12 protein-coding genes are annotated in these 18,806 nt (G+C 70.3%); 3 read left to right on the forward strand and 9 right to left on the reverse strand.

The features are described from left to right. Positions 1-9: 9 nt before the first annotated feature. The 3 genes from B0I29_RS01705 to B0I29_RS01715 form a co-directional block, all read right to left on the reverse strand. Complete coding sequence (locus B0I29_RS01705; protein WP_245972125.1) at positions 10-1,833, reverse strand: sensor domain-containing diguanylate cyclase; 1,824 nt, start codon at positions 1,831-1,833, stop codon at positions 10-12. A 74-nt stretch (positions 1,834-1,907) separates the two neighbouring features. Beyond that, positions 1,908-3,032 carry an FAD-dependent monooxygenase gene (locus B0I29_RS01710; protein ID WP_111647001.1) on the reverse strand — a complete coding sequence of 375 codons (1,125 nt, stop codon included), beginning with the start codon at positions 3,030-3,032 and terminating at the stop codon, positions 1,908-1,910. Between the two features lie 41 nt (positions 3,033-3,073). After that, positions 3,074-4,195: a PucR family transcriptional regulator gene (locus tag B0I29_RS01715; RefSeq protein WP_245972126.1), complete on the reverse strand. Its 1,122-nt coding sequence runs from the start codon at positions 4,193-4,195 to the stop codon at positions 3,074-3,076. Positions 4,196-4,342: 147 nt separating this feature from the next. Between B0I29_RS01715 and B0I29_RS01720 the strand changes: the two genes are divergently transcribed. Further along, entirely contained in the window at positions 4,343-6,565 is a 2,223-nt protein-coding gene (locus tag B0I29_RS01720) for an aminotransferase class III-fold pyridoxal phosphate-dependent enzyme (RefSeq protein ID WP_111647003.1), read from the forward strand. Further along, the gene (locus tag B0I29_RS01725) at positions 6,566-8,155 is read left to right on the forward strand and encodes a xylulokinase (protein WP_111647004.1); all 1,590 of its coding nucleotides are present in this window, start codon (positions 6,566-6,568) and stop codon (positions 8,153-8,155) included. Here B0I29_RS01725 and B0I29_RS01730 read toward each other — a convergent pair. The 5 genes from B0I29_RS01730 to B0I29_RS01750 form a co-directional block, all read right to left on the reverse strand. Then, the gene (locus B0I29_RS01730) at positions 8,149-8,457 is read right to left on the reverse strand and encodes a hypothetical protein (protein WP_111647005.1); all 309 of its coding nucleotides are present in this window, start codon (positions 8,455-8,457) and stop codon (positions 8,149-8,151) included. The genes B0I29_RS01725 and B0I29_RS01730 overlap by 7 nt on opposite strands. A gap of 13 nt (positions 8,458-8,470) precedes the next feature. Next, complete coding sequence (locus B0I29_RS01735) at positions 8,471-9,631, reverse strand: WXG100 family type VII secretion target (protein WP_111647006.1); 1,161 nt, start codon at positions 9,629-9,631, stop codon at positions 8,471-8,473. A 68-nt stretch (positions 9,632-9,699) separates the two neighbouring features. Further along, positions 9,700-10,227, reverse strand: a complete 528-nt coding sequence (locus tag B0I29_RS01740) for a DUF6817 domain-containing protein (protein ID WP_111647329.1) — start codon at positions 10,225-10,227, stop codon at positions 9,700-9,702. Positions 10,228-10,738: 511 nt separating this feature from the next. Then, positions 10,739-13,444, reverse strand: a complete 2,706-nt coding sequence (locus B0I29_RS01745) for an AAA domain-containing protein (protein ID WP_111647007.1) — start codon at positions 13,442-13,444, stop codon at positions 10,739-10,741. A gap of 24 nt (positions 13,445-13,468) precedes the next feature. Then, on the reverse strand, positions 13,469-14,479 hold the full coding sequence (locus tag B0I29_RS01750; RefSeq protein ID WP_111647008.1) for an SDR family oxidoreductase: 1,011 nt from the start codon (positions 14,477-14,479) through the stop codon (positions 13,469-13,471). A gap of 183 nt (positions 14,480-14,662) precedes the next feature. On the opposite strand from B0I29_RS01750, the gene B0I29_RS01755 reads away from it, so the two are divergent. Then, positions 14,663-17,803, forward strand: coding sequence for an ATP-binding protein (locus tag B0I29_RS01755; protein WP_220091259.1), 3,141 nt, complete (start codon positions 14,663-14,665; stop codon positions 17,801-17,803). On the opposite strand, the gene B0I29_RS01760 is transcribed toward B0I29_RS01755, so the two are convergent. Beyond that, a complete protein-coding gene (locus B0I29_RS01760; RefSeq protein WP_111647010.1) occupies positions 17,758-18,639 on the reverse strand; it encodes a bile acid:sodium symporter family protein in 882 nt (293 codons plus the stop codon). The two genes, B0I29_RS01755 and B0I29_RS01760, sit on opposite strands and share 46 nt — an antisense overlap. Positions 18,640-18,806: the final 167 nt, after the last annotated feature.

The raw sequence follows: 18,806 nt of genomic DNA on the forward strand, positions 1-18,806 counted from the left end.
AAGAACGACTCAGGATGGCACGGTCGCCGGCTCCGGTGCCGCCTGCACCACGTTGCGGCCGCCGTTCTTGGCGGCGTACAGCGCCTCGTCGGCACGTTCCAGCAGTTGTTCCGCCGACTCCACGCCGTCCCATACCGCGTACCCAATGCTGCATGTCTCGTCGTCCGGCGTCGCTAGCCGGACCCTTTCCAAGGTCGCGAAAGCGGCCGCGCCGTGCAGGGCGATGACGAACTCCTCGCCACCCCACCGGGCGATCACGTCGTCGCCGTGCAGCTCACCGGCGAAGGCCACCGCCGCGCGCTGCAGCAGCTCGTCGCCGGCCACGTGCCCGTGGGTGTCGTTGTACCGCTTGAACCGGTCCAGGTCGGCGATCGCCACGGTGATCGTGCGGCCCTGGGCGAACAGTGTCGCCAGCTGCTCCTGCCAGGCCCGGCGGTTGGGCAGGCCGGTCAGGGTGTCGGTGAACGCCATCTGTTCGAGGCGGCGCAGCAGCCGCTCGTGTTCCATGGCGAGGGCCGTCTCGTCGGCGAGCATGGCGACCGCACGGGCCCGGTGGTCGCTGACCGACGCGACGCGGCTGCGCCAGCCGACCACCAGGACGGCGAGCACGACACCGTCGGCGATCACCGGCTGCCACAGCATCGACCGGCCCTCGACCATCTTCAGCAGGGCCGGGGAGACCCTCGGGTCGGCGGTCGCGTCGGCGAGGAAGACCGGCTGCCCGTCGCCGAAGACGCGGGCCGTCATCGAGGTGTCGTCGAGCGGGATCCGGGTGCCGAGCACGTGGGCGCCGAGCGCGCCGGTGACGAAGAGCGCCCCGGCGCTCGGTTCCATCAGGCTGACGTTGTCCGCCTCGGCGAGGTCCCGGATCGCGCCGATGATCGTGTTGCGGGCGTCCTCGCCGGTACGGATCCGCCGGGCGGCGAGCGAGACCGCGGCGAGCAGCCGGTCCGAGTCGCGGACGGCCTGCTCGGCGAGGTGCCGGTCGGTGACGTCCTGGAGCTGGATCAGGGTCCAGGTGGTGCTGCGGCCGACGGTCGACCAGACCCAGCGAACGGTGCCGTCCGGCCGCTCGAAACGCTGCTCGGCGGAGTCCCCACCCGGCCGGTACGCCAGGCAGTCGGAGCCGACCAGCTCTTCGGCCGACCGGCCCACCAGATCGCAGAAGGCCTGGTTCACGGCGACGATCACACCCTGCTCGTCGACGACGGCGACGCCGGACGGCGAGGCGTGGAACAGGCTGCCGAACCGGTCGGCGACCGCGGAGATCTCGTCCCGGGCGTTGCGCAGCTGCCGCTGCCGCCGGCGCAGCGCCTCGTTGAGGATCACCGCGACCAGCGCCGAGATCCCGAGCTGCACGGCCCAGTACCCGAGCTCGTCGTCACGCAGCTCGGGCACCCAGACCACACCGGCCAGCCAGCCGGCGCAGCCGAGGGTGGTCGCGGCCAGGAACGTCCGGCGATACCGCAGCACGACCGCTATCCCGACCAGTGTGAGCATCAGCGTGGTCGTGTAGTGGATCTGCCCGGTGATCGCGACCTGGGCCACCCCGTCGAGGACGGGCACGTAACCGAGGTGGTCGCCCCAGTCGGGTTGTCCCCAGCGACGCGGCAGCGGGATCGCCGCGATGACGAGCAGCCCGGCGGTCAGGGCGGCGAGCACGGTCGTGGAGATCCGCGCGTACCCGTCGAGCATGACGAAGTTGGTGATCGCGAGGATGATGTAGAAGCTGGCGAAGGCGCCGCGCATCCATCGGGTCGCGGCGAGGTCGGAGGCGTCCGAGGAGGGCACACCGAAAGAACCGCCGCGCTCCTGCTCCCGACCAGCGCTCAAGGCAATCCTCCTCCACCACCCCAACGCTTGTCGGTAACTATTCCGCCAACCTGAACTTATCCGTCAAATCGGCCTCACTTGAGGTCAACGGTTCGCAGGGATTCGTACGCGCCCCGGTAGACGCGGGGGCCGACGATCGGCATCAGCGGGTTGCGCAGCCAGGTCGGCAGGCCGGCCGCCTTGGCGAACCGGTCGGTCGCGGTCTGCACGTGGGTCACCCGGGCACGGCGTTTCGCCTCGTACCGCGCGCCGGCCGTGTCCCAGTCGCCGCCGGCCAGCACGTTCGCCAGGACCAGCGCGTCCTCGACGGCCAGGGCCGCGCCCTGCGCCCAGACCGGCGCGGTGGCGTGGGCCGCGTCGCCGACGAGCACGCAGCGGCCGGACGCCCAGGACGTGGCGCGTACCTCTTCGATCGGCGAGTGGTACAGCGTGGCCGGGTCCTTCTCGATGTGCGCGAGGACGGCGCGGACCGGGTCGGGGTAGTCGCGGAACGTCTCGTGCAGCCAGGACGGCTCGGCGCCGATCGGGCCGCCGCGGATACCGGACGCGTACCCGTACACCTCGTGCTCGTCGACCGGGATGAGCAGGAAGGCGCCGCCGTCGCCGGACCAGACCGTCCAGCAGTCGACGCCCGGGTTGGGTGCCATGAACCGCCAGCTGGCGGCGCTGAGCAGCGACTCCCGGGTGCTCCCGCCGCCGAAGACGCTTCCGCGGACGACCGAGCGGACGCCGTCGGCGCCGGCGACGAACGCGTACGTCTGCATCTCGTCGGTGTCGAAGGCCGCTTCGGCGCCGGCTCGCGCCGGGCGCACCCCACGCACGGACGCGGGCGAGCGCCGCGCATCATCCAGGCCGTCGCCGAGGAGCGCCAGGAGATCTTTCCTTCGTACGCACCGCGGCTGCGCGTCCGCACCCCAGAACTCCTCCTCGTCGATGGTGAAGAGCAGCCGGCCCCGGGTGGAGCGGTATTCACGGCGGCGGGTGGGCCGGCCCAGTTTCCGCAGGCCGTCGCCGACGCCGAGGGCGGTCAGCGCGGTGATGGCGTTACCCGGCAGGTTGATCGCCAGCCCCGCCGTGCCGGCGCCGGCGCCGGGGACGGCACGCTCGGCGATCTCCACCGGGATGTCCCGCTCGCGGAGTGCCCGGGCCAGTGCGAGGCCGGCGATCCCACCACCGACCACAAGAACGGAATTATCCATTTTGGAGACGATAGAGCAGTGTCCGACCGTTTTCTGGCAGATCAACGACGCGCAAGCACCAGCAGCAGCTCGAACCGCGTGTCGGGATCGTCCAGATCGTCGCCGAGCAGGTCCCGGAGACGGTTCAACCGGTAGCTGACGGTCTGTGGGTGCACGAACAGCTCGGCGGCCACTGCCGTACGCGATCCCCAATGGCGTAACCAGCTCTCCAGGGTGACCAGAAGCTGGTCGCGCTGGCCGGCCTTGAGCCCCGCGAGGGGCGCGAGGCGGCGCGCCGCGAGCACGGCGAGCGCGCCGGTCTCCCCCCGCAGCGCGAGTGCCGCGAAGTGGTCGGCGGCGAAGACCGGGTCGGCGTCGGGCACGGGTTTGACCAGCTCAGCGGTGCGTTCGGCGAGGCGGACCGCCTCCGGGGTCTCGGACCAGGCCAGGGCCGGGCCGACCACCGCCTCCCGGCCGCGCAACGCCTCGGTGAGGGCGGCCCGCTCGGCGCGCGGCCCGGCCCGCAGCAGCAGGATCGCGTCGCGGCCGCGCTCGGCGACCACGCCGTCGGCGCCGAACCGGAACCGGGCGTCGCGGGCCTGGTCCGGCGGCAGCAGCACCGGGACGACCAGGTCGAGGCTGAGCCAGCCGATGCCGGCCGCCGCGTCCCGGGCCAGGTCCGGCGGCGCACCGCCGCGCAGCAGCAGGTCGGCCATCTGCCGGCGGCGGCGGTCACCCTCGCCGGCCTGCTCGCGCAACTGCCGGGCCAGGCCGTCGGTGCAGGCCGCGGCGAGCTCGTCGACATAGGCGCTGGTCGCGTCGGTCAGGTCGATCAGCTCGTCAACAGTGATCGGGCGCAGCGCCGCGAGGGACTCGGACGCGGTCCGCAGCATCAGCCGGGCCGCGGTGCGCAGCGCGCCGAGCAGCATCTCCGGCCCGCGGTTCTCCCGGGCCTCGGCGGCGCCCAGCGCCACGAAGACCTCCCGGATCCCCGGCGGCAGCGCCGGCTCGGCGGTGCCGGCCAGGTCCAGGAACCGGTCCAGCGCGACCTGCACGGCGGTCCGCACGTCGCGCTCGAACTTCGCGCCGCCGTCACCCTGCAACGCGGTGGCCGCGGTGTCCGCGATCGCCTGGACCGTGGCGGGCAGCCGGGGACGCATCGCCGGCGCGAGATCAACGGACAAGCGTAACCACGGTGTTTCCATCCCCGGATTTTGTCACCCGGTGATAAAGGTACGGTCGCATCTTGCTGGCAGGGAGACGGTGAACTGTGCTGTTGTCGCGACGACGATGGTGCTGGTCACACCGCCCCCTCCGATCGGACACCGCCCGTGAAACACCAGTTGTCCCGCCGCCACGTGGTCGACATGTGCCGGACGATGCTCGAACGCGGATATCTCAAGGCGACCGAGGGCAACGTCTCGGTGCGCATCCCGGGTCATGAGCTCTACGCGGTCACGCCGAGCAACTACGACTACGACAAGATGCGCGACGAGGACATCTGCATCGTCGACTTCAACGGCAAGCACGTGCCGGATCTCGGCGGCGCCGGTGGGCTCGTGCCGTCGATCGAGTGCGGGATGCACGCGAACATCTACAAGTCGCGGCCCGACGTCAACGCGATCGTGCACACCCACCAGCCGTACGCCTCGGCTCTGGCGTTCCTGCGCAAGCCGATCCCGGCGCTGACCGACGAGCAGGTCCGGTTCCTGGGCCGCGAGGTCGCGATCATCGATTACGCGCCGTCCGGCACCGGCTTCCTGGCGAAGAACGTCCAGAAGAAGGTCGTGAGCGGGGACAACGCGTTCATCATCGCGAACCACGGCGTGGTCGCGGTGGGCACCGACCCGGACCGCGCGGTGTTCAACATGGCGCTGCTGGAGAAGGTGTCGATCGCGTACCTGATGGCGCTGACGTCGGAGGCCGGCAAGGTCTACACGATCCCGTCGACGATCCGCGAGATCGCCTTCGGCAAGCTGAAGAAGGACGAGAAGCGGATCGCCTCGCAGATCGTCGACGCGGTCGAGCCGATCCGGGTCCCCGACGGCGAGGAACTGCCGAGCGTCGCCGAGGTCGCGGAGCCGGCCGCCGAGACGGCCGCCCCCGACCTCGGTTACATGATCACCGAGTACCTCGACGTCGACGACACCATGCGGCGGCTGAAGGCCCTGGTGTCCCAGCCGTTGCGCGGGCTGCGGCACGACGCGCTGCTCGACACGCTGAACTACTTCGACACCAAGTGCACGGCCAGCAAGGAGATCACCGAGCGGGCCAAGAAGCGCATCCCCGGCGGTGTCCAGCACAACCTGGCGTTCAACTACCCGTTCCCGCTCGCCGTGGACAAGGCCGAGGGCGCGCACCTCACCGACCGCGACGGCAACGTCTACATCGACTTCCTGCAGGCCGGCGGCCCGACGATCCTGGGCAGCAACTACTCCCCGGTCAACGAGCAGGTCGCCGCGGTGATCAAGGAGAGCGGGCCGGTCACCGGCCTCTTCCATGAGTACGAGCTCAAGCTCGCCGAGATCATCAACAAGTACATGCCGCACATCGAGATGTACCGGTCGCTCGGTTCCGGCACCGAGGCCGTGATGGCGGCGGTCCGGGCGGCCCGTGCGCACACCGGCAAGAAGATGGTCATCAAGGTCGGTGGCGCGTACCACGGCTGGTCCGACACGGTCGTCTACGGCCTGCGGGTGCCGGGAAGCTTCCGGATGAACGCGAAGGGCATCCCGTGGGGCGCGACCGGGCGTACCCGAGAGGCTTTTCCTCATGATCTTGGAACGCTCAAGCGCAAGCTGATCGAGAACCGGCTGCGCGGCGGCACGGCCGCCGTGATCGTCGAACCGCTCGGCCCGGAGTCCGGCACCCGCCCGGTGCCGTACGGATACAACGCGGCCGTCCGGAAGCTCTGCGACGAGTTCGGCGCGATGCTGATCTTCGACGAGGTGGTCACCGGTTTCCGGACCGGGCTCGGCGGCGCGGCCGGTTACTTCGGCGTCACCCCCGACCTGACCGTTTTCGGTAAGGCCGTCTCCGGCGGTTACCCGATGGCCGGCGGCGTCGGTGGCAAGGCCGAGGTGATGAGCGTCTTCGGCTCCGGGCTCGACGGCAAGAGCGGCGCGCACATCCAGGTCGGCGGCACCCTGTCGGCCAACCCGCTGTCCTGCGCGGCCGGGTACTTCGCGATCCAGGAGATGGCCCGCACCAACGCGCCGGTCATCGCCGGGCGCGCCGGTGACCGGCTCACCCGCGGCCTGCAGAAGCTGATCGACAAGTACGGCCTGCCGTACGTCGCCTACAACCAGGGCTCGATCGTGCACCTCGAATGCAGCGGTGTGATGCTGCTCGACATGCGCAACCCGGTGAAGCTGCTCAAGGAGAACAAGGGCCGCAAGACGCTGATGGAGCAGATGGGCGCCGCGTACGCCGCGCACGGCATCATCACCCTCGCCGGGTCCCGGATGTACACGTCGATGGCTGACACCGACGAGGTCATCGACGACGCGCTGTCCCGTTTCGACCAGGTCTTCGCGCTGGTCGAGGGGGTCTGAATGGCCCTAGCGCCTCAGGTTTTGGCGATCGACCTCGGAACCTCGGGGATGAAGGCGGCCCTGGTCTCCCCGGACGGCACGGTCACCGGCTGGGCCGAACGCCCGGTGCCGCTGCGGGTGCTGCCCGGCGGCGGCGCCGAACAGGACCCGGTCGCCTGGTGGGACGCGCTCGCCGAGGTCGTCGCCGACCTCGGTCGTGACCACCCGGAGCATCTGCGCGCGGTCACCACGATCTGCTCGTCCACCCAGGGTGAGGGCACGATCGCCGTTGACGCGGACGGTGAACCGCTGACGCAGTGCGTCACCTGGCTCGACATGCGTGGGGCGGGGCATCTGCGGCGTCAGTTCGCGGGTTTTCCGGCGTACCAAGGAATGTCGCTCTTCAAAATCGTGCGCTGGCTGCGCCTGACCGGAGGCATGCCCTCCGTGACCGGCAAGGACCCGGCGGCGCACATGCTTTTCATCCGCGACGAGATGCCTGACATTTATGAGCGGACGAAGACGTTCCTGAACGTCCTCGACTGGATCAATCTGAAGCTCACCGGCCGCACGGTCGCGACCGTCGACTCGATCCTCACCTCGTGGGTCACCGACAACCGGAAAGCAGACGCCATCCGGTACGCGCCGTCGCTGGTCGCCGCCAGCGGGATCGACGGGGACAAATTCCCGCCGATCGTCAAATGCACCGAGGTGATCGGCACGCTTGCCCCCAGCGCTGCCGATCACCTCGGGCTCCCGCGGTCGGTGCGGGTGGTGGCCGGCGCTATCGACAACACGGCCGCGGCAGTCGGCGCCGGAACGGTCCGGGACAACGAGGCCCATCTTTATCTGGGTACGTCGTCGTGGATCGCGGCGCACGTTCCGCGCAAGAAGACCGATGTGGTGGCCGGGATCGCGTCGATTCCGTGCGCCATTCCGGATCGCTATCTGATGACCGCGCTGCAGGCCACGGCCGGCGCGAATCTGACCTGGCTGCGCGACAAGATCGTGGAGTTCGACGATCCGCTGGTCTCGGCGGGGCACATCAGCCGGGACGAGGGCACCATCTTCGACGCTTTCGACAAAATTATTCCGTCGGTGCCGGCCGGGTCTGACGGCGTTCTGTACATGCCGTGGCTCTATGGGGAGCGGGCACCGGTCGACGATCCGCATCTGCGGGCCGGCTTCCTGAACATCTCGCTGGAAACGACGCGGTCGGATTTGCTGCGGGCGGTTTTCGAAGGGGTGGCGCTCAATACGCGATGGATGACCGGGGCGGTGAATCGCTTCCTCGGGACGCCGATGTCGTCACTGGTGATAACCGGCGGGGCGGCGCGATCGTCGTCGTGGTGCCAGATTTTCGCGGACGTTCTCGGGGTGGAGATCCGGCGGGACGCACGTCCCGTTCTGGTGAATGCCCGAGGCGCGGGCTGGATCGGAGCGGTCGGCGCCGGGCTTATCGACTTCTCCGACATCTCGGAGCTGGCGCAGAACAACGAGGTGTTCTCACCGGGATCGGACCAGGCCCGCTACGACGAGATATTCGCGATTTACACGCGCTTGCACAAACAGCTGGCGCCGGTTTACAAGAGCCTGAACAAGGCTCAGTAGTAATGGGCGTGCGCGGTCTTCGGCGGCTCGCCGGACCGCGTGAACGCCCGCAGGATCGAGGCGGCGACCCGAGCCAGACCGGCCGGGTCAACACCCTCGGCCGAACCGGTCGTCTCACCGCTGACAGCGTCGATGAGCAGGTCACCCAGGACGTTGCCGAGCCGGTCCGCCGGCCGGAACCGCCGCGCCTGCGGGTCGAACGCCACGAAACCCGAGGCTCCGGCGCCCTGGTCCGCCTCCCAGCGGTAGAGCACGCCGTGGGGTGAGGATCCCTCAGCCCAGACACCGATCGATGCGGTCACTCCGTCACCTCCATCAGTCCTGGTGCTGATAGCCGAGACCATCCGCGGCCGCGGCCTCGGGATCCCAGGTGAATCCGGCATCGAGTGTCGCCGCATGTGCCCTGCGATAGCTTAGGTCACCGGTCCGGGCCATGAACTCCGCCTCGTGACGCTCATGCCTCAGCAGATCCAGGTCAGCGGGATGCGGCTGCCCCTCCGCCAGCCTGTGCCAAGCCTCGGCGATGCGCGGGTTCGCGTCGAACCGCCCCATCTCACCGTCCGAGTAGGAGTCGAGGAGATGCTCCTCCCGGAAGAGGTGATTCTTGACGCGGCGGATGTCCTCCGGGGTGAATCCGTGCTCCCTGGCCGTCGCGGCGATCGCGGGAAGTTCGTCGTCACCACGGCGGATCTCGTCGTAGGCCTCGTCCGCCCAGCGCACCTCGTAATCCATGCTGTTTCGCGGCCGGCGCACCTCACCGCCCGTCTGGCGATGGCCGGTCCGTTTCCCGGGGTGGCGGAAGAGGCCGGTCAGCTCGTCCAGCTTCCCGGTCAGCCTTCGCAGGCTGTTCAGCAGCGCGCGGACGAAGTCCTGGATCCTGTTCGCCCACCGGGACACCAGCCCGACGACCTGGGCGGCGACCACCGGAGTCGCGATGCCGAGCGTCAGCCCTTCGGCTGCCAGCCACTGCGGCAATCGGACGGCCAGCGTCGCCACGAACTGAGCGATCAGATCACGCACGATGTCGCGTACCAGGCCGACCAGCAGACCGGCGCCTTCGACCGCATACGAGATCGCCTTCGTCACCGTCGCGAGACCATCCAGCGCTGCCAGCTGTTCCCCGGCGTGTCCCCGATAGGCGTCGCCTGCCGCACCGAACCAGCCGGCCGTCTCCGCTTCGATCGCGCTCATGTATTGCTCGCGGGCGATACCGATCGACTCCGCGACACCCTGCCAGGCGCCGGCCCGTTCGGCGATCTCGTCCGGCTTGCCGGCGAGCTGGTCCAACGCCTCCTGCAACGGCCTGACGTGCTCGATCAGCCAGCCCACGCCCCACGCCGCCAGCGTGCCCAGCGGATCGATCGCCATGCCGAGCGCGTCAAGGCTCCCGCCCACCGCGCCGAGGGTGCCGTCGACCCAGCTGTTGTCGTGAATGCCGCTGCTGACCCGTTGAGCGTCCTCCAGCAGAGCCTGCATCGGCGCCCACCTCTTCCCGGCCCGCGGTCGTCAGCCACCTTCAGCTACAGCGATCCGCGTGGGCTGGTTCAGAGGGCCAGTCGCATCTCCTTGGACACCGGCTCGGAGGCGACCTTCGCCCACGCCGTGAACAGCTCGGTGAAGGACTTCCGGTTGCGGGCCAGGATTGACGGGTCCTTGGCGATGACGTCCAGCTCGTTGACGGCGGTCAGGTCGACGAAAACCGTCAGCTGATCGCCCTTGAGGCTCGTCACCGCGCCGGTGAAACGGTTCGTCACCTCGCCCGTCTCCGCGAGCCGGCGCCAGCTGCGGTCCCGGTCGCAGGAGCCGTACAGGAAGACCAGCTCTTCGGCCTCCTCGCCGACGAGGCCCCGCAGCTCGTCGCGCTCCTGCCAGAAGAGCAAGGCCAGATCAAAACCATCAGTGCCGTACGCCGCGTGGGTCAAGCCGGCCGCCTGCACCTGCGGGCCGTGGCCGAGATCGGCGAGGCGGTCCGAGACACGGCAGAGGTGCTTGTAGAGGGTTCCGCCCGGATGTTTCACCGTGTCGGTGCCGCGCTCCTGCAACCATGCCCGCACATCGATGTCATCGCTCATGCTCATTCACCCTAGAAGCAACGACATCGATGTTTTGCCCCGCTGAGTGAGCGCTGAGTCACACTCAGGAGTTGTCGAAGCTGTAGTCGGCCGGGCGGGCCGGGCAGGTCATGCACGTGAAGAGATAGATGCCGCCGACATCGCCGAGCATCAGCCCATCCGGGATAGCCGCCGACCTTGGTCCCATCCGCTACCGACAGGTCGTAGTCGTAGTCCCAGCCGGTCTCGTCACTGATCCGCTCGATCCGGTCCTCGATCAGGTTCCGGACCTCCCGAGGCAGGTCCCAGGAGGGGTATTCGACGACCCGCTCCGGATTCAGCACGCAGGGCTTCGGCACATGCTCGGGGTTCGTCTCCGCGTCGGGCGCCGGCATCCCGGCGAGCCGGTGGCCGAGGGCCGCCCCGGCCGGGGATGCAGCCGGATCGTGGTCAGCGCGAACGGCACGACCTCGGGGAACACGAGCGGCACGTCGACCAGGGCGGGAGGCGTACGGAACATCGCACGATGATCTCACTGTGGAAGCGACGGCGACGGCGACGTGATGCCGACCGCTGCGGCGATCTCCAGGGCCGCCCGGCGTGGGTCGCCTGACCAGCGGGACGGGAACGCGTCGATCAGGGGCCAGCCCGCTCGGTGCAGGGCGCTCTGGCGGGCCAGGTGGTCCGGGTGGACGCCGCAGATCACGCCGGCGAAACGATCCGGTGTGCCGGCGACCAGGTCGATGCGCCAGGGGCCGACGGCATACCCCGCTCGCACGGGGACTCCGATTCGGTCCAGTTCGGCCGCCAGCTCGGCCGTCCATCCGGGCGACATTTCGGAAATGTCGGAAACGGCCGGGGCGGACTCCGCCCACTCCAGGTACTCCCCCAGCAACCCGTCCGCCGTGGTCACCGAGCTGAGCACCACCATCCGCCGCCGCGCCCGCGTGATCATCACGTTGAACAGCTGCGGGTCGGTCACGAATCTCCGCCGACCGGCAGCGTCGTCGTCGCCCAGTCCGAGCGACACCACCACCGCGTCCGCCTCGCTGCCCTGGAACGCGTGCACCGTGCCGACCCGTAAGCGCAGCTCCTCGATCCGCTCGGCCGGGAACTCCGTCAGGAACGCGGCCTCCAGCGCCTCGGCCTGCGCCCGGAACGGTGAGATCACGCCGATGCCGCGGTACCCCGCCGACGCCAGATCGGACACGGCCCGTAGAGCCGCCGTCACCTCGTCACCGTCCGGTACCCGCAGCACGTCGATGGCGTCCGCCGCATCAGCGGCCGGGTTCCTGGTCATCACCGACACCCGGCCGTCGTAGAACCGCCGCGCCGAGAACCCGATCAGGTGCGGCACGCTGCGATGATGCGACGCCAGCCAGGTGACCGGCGCAGCCGCCGCGGCCAGGTCGTAAGCGCTGACCCGCCGCACGTCGAGCCGCTCGTCAGCCCCATGAGCAGCCAGAACCTGCGACACGTCCACGTCACTGACGAACGACACGAACCGCAACTGCCGCGGATCACCGACCACCAGCGCCCGCCGCGCCCGCGCCAGCACCGGCGCGGCCCGGATCTGATCCACATGAGAGGCCTCGTCGATCACCACGAGATCGAACATTCCGGGCGCCGGAGGCAACAGATCCTCCACGTCCGCGACCGTCCCGATCCACAGCGGCAGCGCCCGCACCAGCGGCGCCGCCTCCAGCCGGGCAAGAAGTTCCCGCCTGCGGTTCCGCCCCGCCCGCAACGCCGTGGCCAGCGCCGACGCGGCCCGGCGGGCATCACGATCCCACCGTTTCGCGCTGCGCGCCTCATCCCGCATCGCCGCGCCGGCCGCCTCCCGCAACGCCTCCTCGGCCTCGTGCAGGGCGGCCCAGCGGGCCTCAAGGTCCGTGCCGCCAGTCGCGGCAAGCCGCGCGGCAGCACGCTGCGCGGTGGCCGCGGCCAGCGCTTCCGTCACCCTTTCCGGGGGTACGCCTTCGTGAGCACCGAGTTGTCGCCGTGCGGCCCAGCCTCGAAGGCGGGCGACCCAGCCACCGTTGCGGGCTTCGTCGAGCCGTGCACGGACACGTTCCAGGTCGGTGTTCTCGTCGAAGGCGCCGGGGACGTCGACGGCGAGGCCGGGCAGTAGCGGCTGATAACCGGCGAGGCCGTCAGCTTGGCGTTCGAGTGCGAGTCCTTCGGTGAGGGCGGTACCGCATGTGCGTACCCAAGCTGTTGAAGTGTGAACGGCCTGGCGCCGGGCTCGCAGAGCCGGCTCACCGACGCCTTGCTCTGCCCCCGAGGAGAGCTCGACCTCAAGGTCGGCGCGGCCGCTCGCGTCGCCGAAGAGAACCGGAGCCGGACCCGGATAGCGGGCCAGCAGCCCGGCGAGAACCTCGGCGGCGTGCGAGGACTGGGTGGCGACCAGCACCGAGCCGCCGCGATGGACGACCTCGAGCGCGGCGGCTACGACGGTGTGGCTCTTACCGCTGCCGGGCGGACCGGAGACGACGGTGACCGGCGCGGTGCGGACGCGGGCGACCACGCGGGCCTGCTCGGCGCTGAGCGGAAGCGGCGACAGAACCGGCTCGGTATCGTCCTTCGCCGGCGCGGGCTCGGTCGCCGCATACATCGCGGCCAGCGCCGTCCCGGACAGATCGCGCCCGGCCCAGCTGCGCAGACTGTCACTGAGCCCGACCCCGAAAACGTCCCGGACGACGAACAGCGCCGCTCCGGCGATCAGCACGAGACCGTCCTTGGGCGGCTTCTCCCCCGTGCCGACGACCGCGTCGAACGCCAGCCCGGTCGCCTCGGCCGCCGACCGCAGCCAGGCCCGGCTGCCGATGGCGTCCAGCCATCCGGGCGTGCCCAATCCCGGCGCCGCCTCCATCGCGGCGGCCAGGTCCCGGTCCGCGATCAGCGGCGTGACCTCGATGTCCCCGGCGGGAACCACCCGATATCCGGTGAGCGACCGCTCCAGGTGCACGGGCTGGGTGAGCAGCGGGACGCGTACCTTGCGCGCTTTGCCGTCGATGAGGGTGGTTCCGGCGAGAAAGCCCCAGCCGCGGTGCAGGATCCGCTCCTCGCGGTGCAGCGCGTCGAGCGCGGCGAGCCGCTCGGTGGCGGCTTTCCGCGGCGCGCGCTCAGGGGTGTCCAGCCAGACGAGGGCCTGCGCGCCGCGGGTGACGTCGAGAGTCCGCTCAGCGGCAGCCGGCGCCAGCTCGGCGAGTACGGCGAGAACGGTCGGCGGCTGCATCGCGCCCGAGGCTACCGCCCCAGGTCACGCGCTGGTGAGCAGGCCCAGGGCGGCCAGGCTGGTTGCGGTGTCGAGGACCGTCTCCTCGATCGGGCGGGGTTTCCAGCCCAGCACATCGCGCGCCTTCGCGCTCGACGCCTCACGGACCACGCCCAGATCCGGTACGACAGTCGCGAACCGAGGGCTCAGCCGGGCGCTGAGCCGGACCCCCCAGTCCGGCAGGGTCCGGGACGGTACCCGGGCGGCGGCCGGGCCGAGGCGCTCGCGCAGCAGACCCGCTATCCGCGGCAGCGACGTCGTCCCGGCGGTGGCAACGAAACGCTCGCCCGCGGCGGCCGGCTCGACCATGGCGCGTACGTGCAGGTCCGCGACGTCGCGGACGTCGACCACGCCCCAGTTCAGCCGGGGAAGCAGCGGCAGCTTGCCGTTCAGCAGCTGCTCGATCACCTCGACGTAGACCGACAGATCCGGGCCGAGCACCGGGCCGAGAATGCCGACCGGGTTGATCACGGTTAGTTCCATCCCGCCGCCCTCCTGGTCGACGAAGTCCCAGGCGGCCCGCTCGGCGACCAGTTTCGATCGCGAATAGGTGATCAGCTCAGGGCCGTCCGGATCGCTCCAGTCCGCTTCGGTGAAGACCCGGTCGTAATCGCGATGGCCGTACCCGATGGCAGCGAACGACGAGGTCAGCACGGTACGCCGGACGCCGGCGTCACGGGCCGCGCGCAGCGCCCGCAACGTGCCCTCGCGGGCCGGCACGATCAGGTCGTCGGGGTTCTTCGGGGCGCTCCCCGGGAACGGCGAGGCCACGTGCAGCACGGCGTCGCAGCCCTCGGCGGCAGTGGCCCAGCCGACGTCGGAGTTCAGGTCGACCACGGCGAACGACACGTCCGCATCGGGCTCCACCGTCGCCCGCACCGCCTGTTCCTTCGACGGCGTACGCACTGTCGTCCGGACCCGATGACCCTGTGCCAGCAACTGCCGGATGCAGTGCGCGCCGACGAACCCGGAACCACCGGTCACGAGAACCAGCATGGTCGACCTCCTCAAACCGGAAAACCGGACGCTGAGGAACGTAGGTCGGAGGTCTGGATGCGTTGTGTACCAGCTCTGAATCCGATGGGTCCTCAACCGGAGGCGTCACCGCTAGACTTTGGACACAGGCGGTGTCTCTTCATCCGGGAGTCGGCAGGCGTGGCTGGGCCAGGGCATTCGCCGGTGGGCGCGAGTTCGGTGCGTCTGCGGATCCTCGGCCCGCTGCGGTTGTGGCGTGACGGCATCGAGCTGGACGCCGGCCCGCGGCAGCAGGCGCAGTTGCTGGCGGTGCTGCTGGCCAGTGCCGGCCGCCCGGTCAGCACCACCGAGCTCATCGATCTGATCTGGGCCGGCAACGTTCCGTCCAGTGCGCTCAACGTCGTCCAGAAGTACGTCGGGGCATTGCGGCGGACCCTGGAGCCCGACCTTCCGGTCCGGGCCGCCGGCAGCTATCTGCATCGGCGCGGGAACGCGTACGTGTTCAACGCCGGGCCCGGCACGCTGGATCTCGTCACGTTCCGGCAGCACGTCGAAGCCGCCGGGGCAGCACTCGCCGAGGGTGCTCGCACCGCGGCGCTCGACCACTACGCCGAGGCGCTGCACCTCTGGCAGGGCCGGGTGGGCGACGGTCTGTTCCCTGGCTCGGCGACCATTCCGGTCCTGGCCGCGCTCGACGACGAGTTCCGCGCCGCGTGTACGGCGGCGGCCGACCTGGCCGTGTCGCTGCGCCGGCCGGAACGGGTGATTCCGGCGTTGCAGCTGGCCGCGTCGCTGGCGCCGTTCCACGAACCCGTGCAGGCCGGCCTCGTCACGGCGCTCGGCGCCGCCGGCCGGCAGGCGGAAGCGCTGTCCGCGTTTCATGCGGTGAGCGCGCGGCTGGCTGAGGACCTCGGCATCGACCCCGGCCCGGCCTTGCAGGCCGCGCGCCTGCGGGTGCTGAGGCCGGCCCCGGACGACGCGGAGCCGATGGACGACGGCCCACCGGCCGAGCCGGCCTCGGACATGGTCGGCCGCGGTGAGGAACTCAACGTTCTGCGATATGTCATCGAGCAGGCCCTCGGCGGCCGCTCCGGCCTCGGCGTCGTCGAAGGTGAACCGGGCACGGGCAAGACGCTGCTGCTGGGTGAGGCCGCGGCGGTCGCCGAACAGCACGGCGCGCTCGTCGTCTGGGCGTCCTGTCTGGAGGGTGACGGCACACCGTCGATGTGGCCCTGGGAGCAGGCACTCACCGCGGTCCTCGACAGCCTGCCCGTGCCGGCGCGGGAGAAGTGGCTGGCCGGCGAGCTCGGCACCATCCTGGAGTCCCGGCAGGACGACGACGCGCCACCACGGTCCGGCGGGCGCGCCCAGTTCCGCCTGTTCGAGCAGGTCGTCGCGGTGTTCGGGCAAGCGTCAGCGGAACGGCCGCTGCTGCTCATCGTCGACGACCTCCAGTGGGCCGATGCCGCCTCGCTGCAGCTGTTCGGCCATCTGGCGAGCCGGTTGCCGACCGGCGCGGCGATCGTCGGCGCTCTGCGGGATCGCGCGCCGACTCCCGGATCCGACCTTTCCCGGGTGCTCGCGGCGGCCAGCCGGCTGCCCAGCCATCGCCGTCTCCGGATCGGCCCGCTCAGCCTCACCGACGTGGCGGAACTCGTCCGCCGCCAGACCGGCCACGAACCCGGGCCGGACGTCGCCGGCAGCATCCATGCCCGTACCGCAGGCAATCCGTTCTTCGTCCGTGAGCTGTCCCGGTTGCTGCACGACCGCGGTGCTCTCGGCGACGAGGACGCCGCCGCCCGCGCCGGGGTGCCGACCACCGTGCGCGATGTCGTACGCGCCCGGATGGCCGGTCTTGACGACAACGTGCGCGACCTGTTGCAGGTCGCGGCACTGATCGGACGTGAGGTCGACCTCGATCTGCTGGCCCGTGCCACCGGCATCGGCGTCGCGGAGTGCCTGGAACTGGTGGAACCGCTGCGTACGCTCGGCCTGCTGGAAGCGGGATCGGACGGCCTGTTCTCGTGGCGGTTCGCGCACGACATCGTCCGCGAGTCGGTCACCGAGACGACGGCCCATCAGCGGGCGGCGCGGCTGCACCTGCGGGTCGCGGACGCTCTTGAGGACGGCCACGCGGATGACGACGCCGTCATCGAACGCCTCGCGTACCACCTGCGGGCCGCCGGGCCGCTCGCCGACTCCGTGCGTACCGTCGAGGTGTTGAAACGCGCCGGGCGCAGGGCGGCCGCGAAGCTCGCGTTCGTCGCCGCTGACCGGCATCTGGAATCGGCCGCGCGGATCGCGCGGGCCGCGGGCCTCCCGGAGGCGGAACTCTCCGCACTCTCGCTGCTTGCCATCGCGCCACGCCGGCAAGCCGGCTTCGGGGGTACGACGTTCGACCTGCTCGAACGCGCCGAAGTACTGGCGCGACAGCTCGGCCGGGATGTCGACGCCGCCGGACTCCTGTTCGCCCGCCTGTTCGGGGCGTACACATTCCTGGAATGGGACCGTGAACGTCTGGTCCGCCGGCTGGCGGAGCAGGGGCGGGCGTCCGCCGATCCGGTGGTCCAGGTCTACGGCCGGCAGGCCTGGGGCCTCCATCAGTGGGACATCGGCAACATCGGCGAGGCCCACCGCTGCTTCACCGGCAACGACCGCGCCCTGCTCGACGAGGTCGTCTCGCCGCACAGCGAGACCCCGATCCGGCGCGACGTCTCGGGCGAGTGGCCCGGCTGGCGAGCCGTTCTGACCGCGATGCACGGCGACGTGGCCACGGCCGGCGTCATGATCGACGACTGGAACGGCCCTGAGGACCCGTACGCGGTCGCCACCTGGGCGTACTACGTCACCATCATCGCGTCGATGGCCGGTGACGCGGCCTGGGTGATCCGCACGATCAACCGCTGGATCGCGGTCGGCACCGGCCGCGCCGCCGTCCAGCAGGAGCATTACGTACGCCTGAACTGGTACTGGGCCCGGGCGTTGACCGGCGACGACCCGGCCGGTGTCGCGGCGGAGGCCGAACAGCTCCTGGACTCGACGCTGGTCGACCCGCCGCGGTGGGGTGTCGCGTACCACCACGCGTTGATCGCGGATATGTGGCTGGCCGCCGGGGTTACGGACAAGGCCGGCATCGCCCTCAACCGGGCAGACCGGGCCCTCGAATCCTACGGCCAGCGGTACGCCGAAGGACTGATCCTGCTGCTGCGGGCGCGGCTTCTGCAGGCACAAGGTGAACCCGCCGACGTGGTCCGGGCCGCCGCGTCGTCGGCGCATGAGTTGTCCACCGCCCGCGAGTCCTACCTGTTCGCGGGCCGCGCCGCGAAGTTCCTCGCCGAGCTCTGACGGCTGCTCAGCCAGCCGAAGCCCATCGCGGTGAAGAACATGACGATGCCGTACACCACGGCGGGAATGGCCATCTCGGCGCTGTTCAGCAACGCCGGGCTCAACGCGACCGCCATGGCGAGCGCGGTGTTGTGAATGCCGATCTCGAATCCGGCGGCGAGCGACGAGGCGTGGTCGACGCCGAGCAGGCGCGGCACGCGGTAACCGACCAGCAGGCTGACGAGGTTGAAGACCAGCGCGGCCGGCCCGACCTCGACGAAGTACTCGCCGAGATTCTCGCGCTGGGAGTGCAGCACGACCCCGATGACCGAGATGAGGACCAGCAACGACAGCACCCGCACCGGGCGGCTGAGCCACTGCGCGGTCCGCGGTGCCAGCGCACGCACCAGCATCCCGATCGCGACCGGCGCGATGACCATCACGAAGACCTGGACCACCTTGCCGAACTGCAGCCCGACCGCTGCCCCGCCGGACAGGAAGTACCCGGTCGCGAGGTTCACCACGATCGGCAGAGTGACCACGACCAGCAGCGAGTTCACCGCCGTGAGCGTGACGTTCAGCGCGACGTTCCCGCCGAACAGGTGACTGAACAGGTTGGCGATCGGCCCACCCGGCGACGCCGCGACCAGCAGCAACCCGACCGCAAGCACCGCCGGCAGCCGGAAGGCGAGCACCAGGCCGAGACAGATCACCGGCAGCAGGATCACCTGGCACAGCATGGCGATGAGGACTGTTCTGGGATGCCGGCCGACACGCGTGAAGTCGGCCACCGTGAGCCCCAGGCCAAGCCCCAGCATGACGATGCCGAGCGCGAACGGCAGGCTGGCCAGAATCATGCCGGGGACGCTATGGAACAACACTTGACGATGTGTGAATGACGGCTGGACCGCGTACCCGGGAGCGTCGGACGCCGGGCGCCAGGTATTGACATCTATAGATCAATAAACCAGGGTGGCGATGGGTCGCTCTGGGAGCGATCCCATCCACGGGGGATGACCATGCT

This window comes from Actinoplanes lutulentus (genome assembly GCF_003259845.1).
Classification (GTDB): Bacteria; Actinomycetota; Actinomycetes; order Mycobacteriales; family Micromonosporaceae; genus Actinoplanes; species Actinoplanes lutulentus.

Excerpts from the sequence above, each read along its gene's own strand:
- B0I29_RS01745 (WP_111647007.1), bottom strand. The coding sequence starts at position 13,444 with ATGCAGCCGCCGACCGTTCTCGCCGTACTCGCCGAGCTGGCGCCGGCT.
- B0I29_RS01710 (WP_111647001.1), bottom strand. The coding sequence starts at position 3,032 with ATGGATAATTCCGTTCTTGTGGTCGGTGGTGGGATCGCCGGCCTCGCA.
- B0I29_RS01740 (WP_111647329.1), bottom strand. The coding sequence starts at position 10,227 with ATGAGCGATGACATCGATGTGCGGGCATGGTTGCAGGAGCGCGGCACC.
- B0I29_RS01725 (WP_111647004.1), top strand. The coding sequence starts at position 6,566 with ATGGCCCTAGCGCCTCAGGTTTTGGCGATCGACCTCGGAACCTCGGGG.
- B0I29_RS01760 (WP_111647010.1), bottom strand. The coding sequence starts at position 18,639 with ATGATTCTGGCCAGCCTGCCGTTCGCGCTCGGCATCGTCATGCTGGGG.
- B0I29_RS01750 (WP_111647008.1), bottom strand. The coding sequence starts at position 14,479 with ATGCTGGTTCTCGTGACCGGTGGTTCCGGGTTCGTCGGCGCGCACTGC.
- B0I29_RS01735 (WP_111647006.1), bottom strand. The coding sequence starts at position 9,631 with ATGCAGGCTCTGCTGGAGGACGCTCAACGGGTCAGCAGCGGCATTCAC.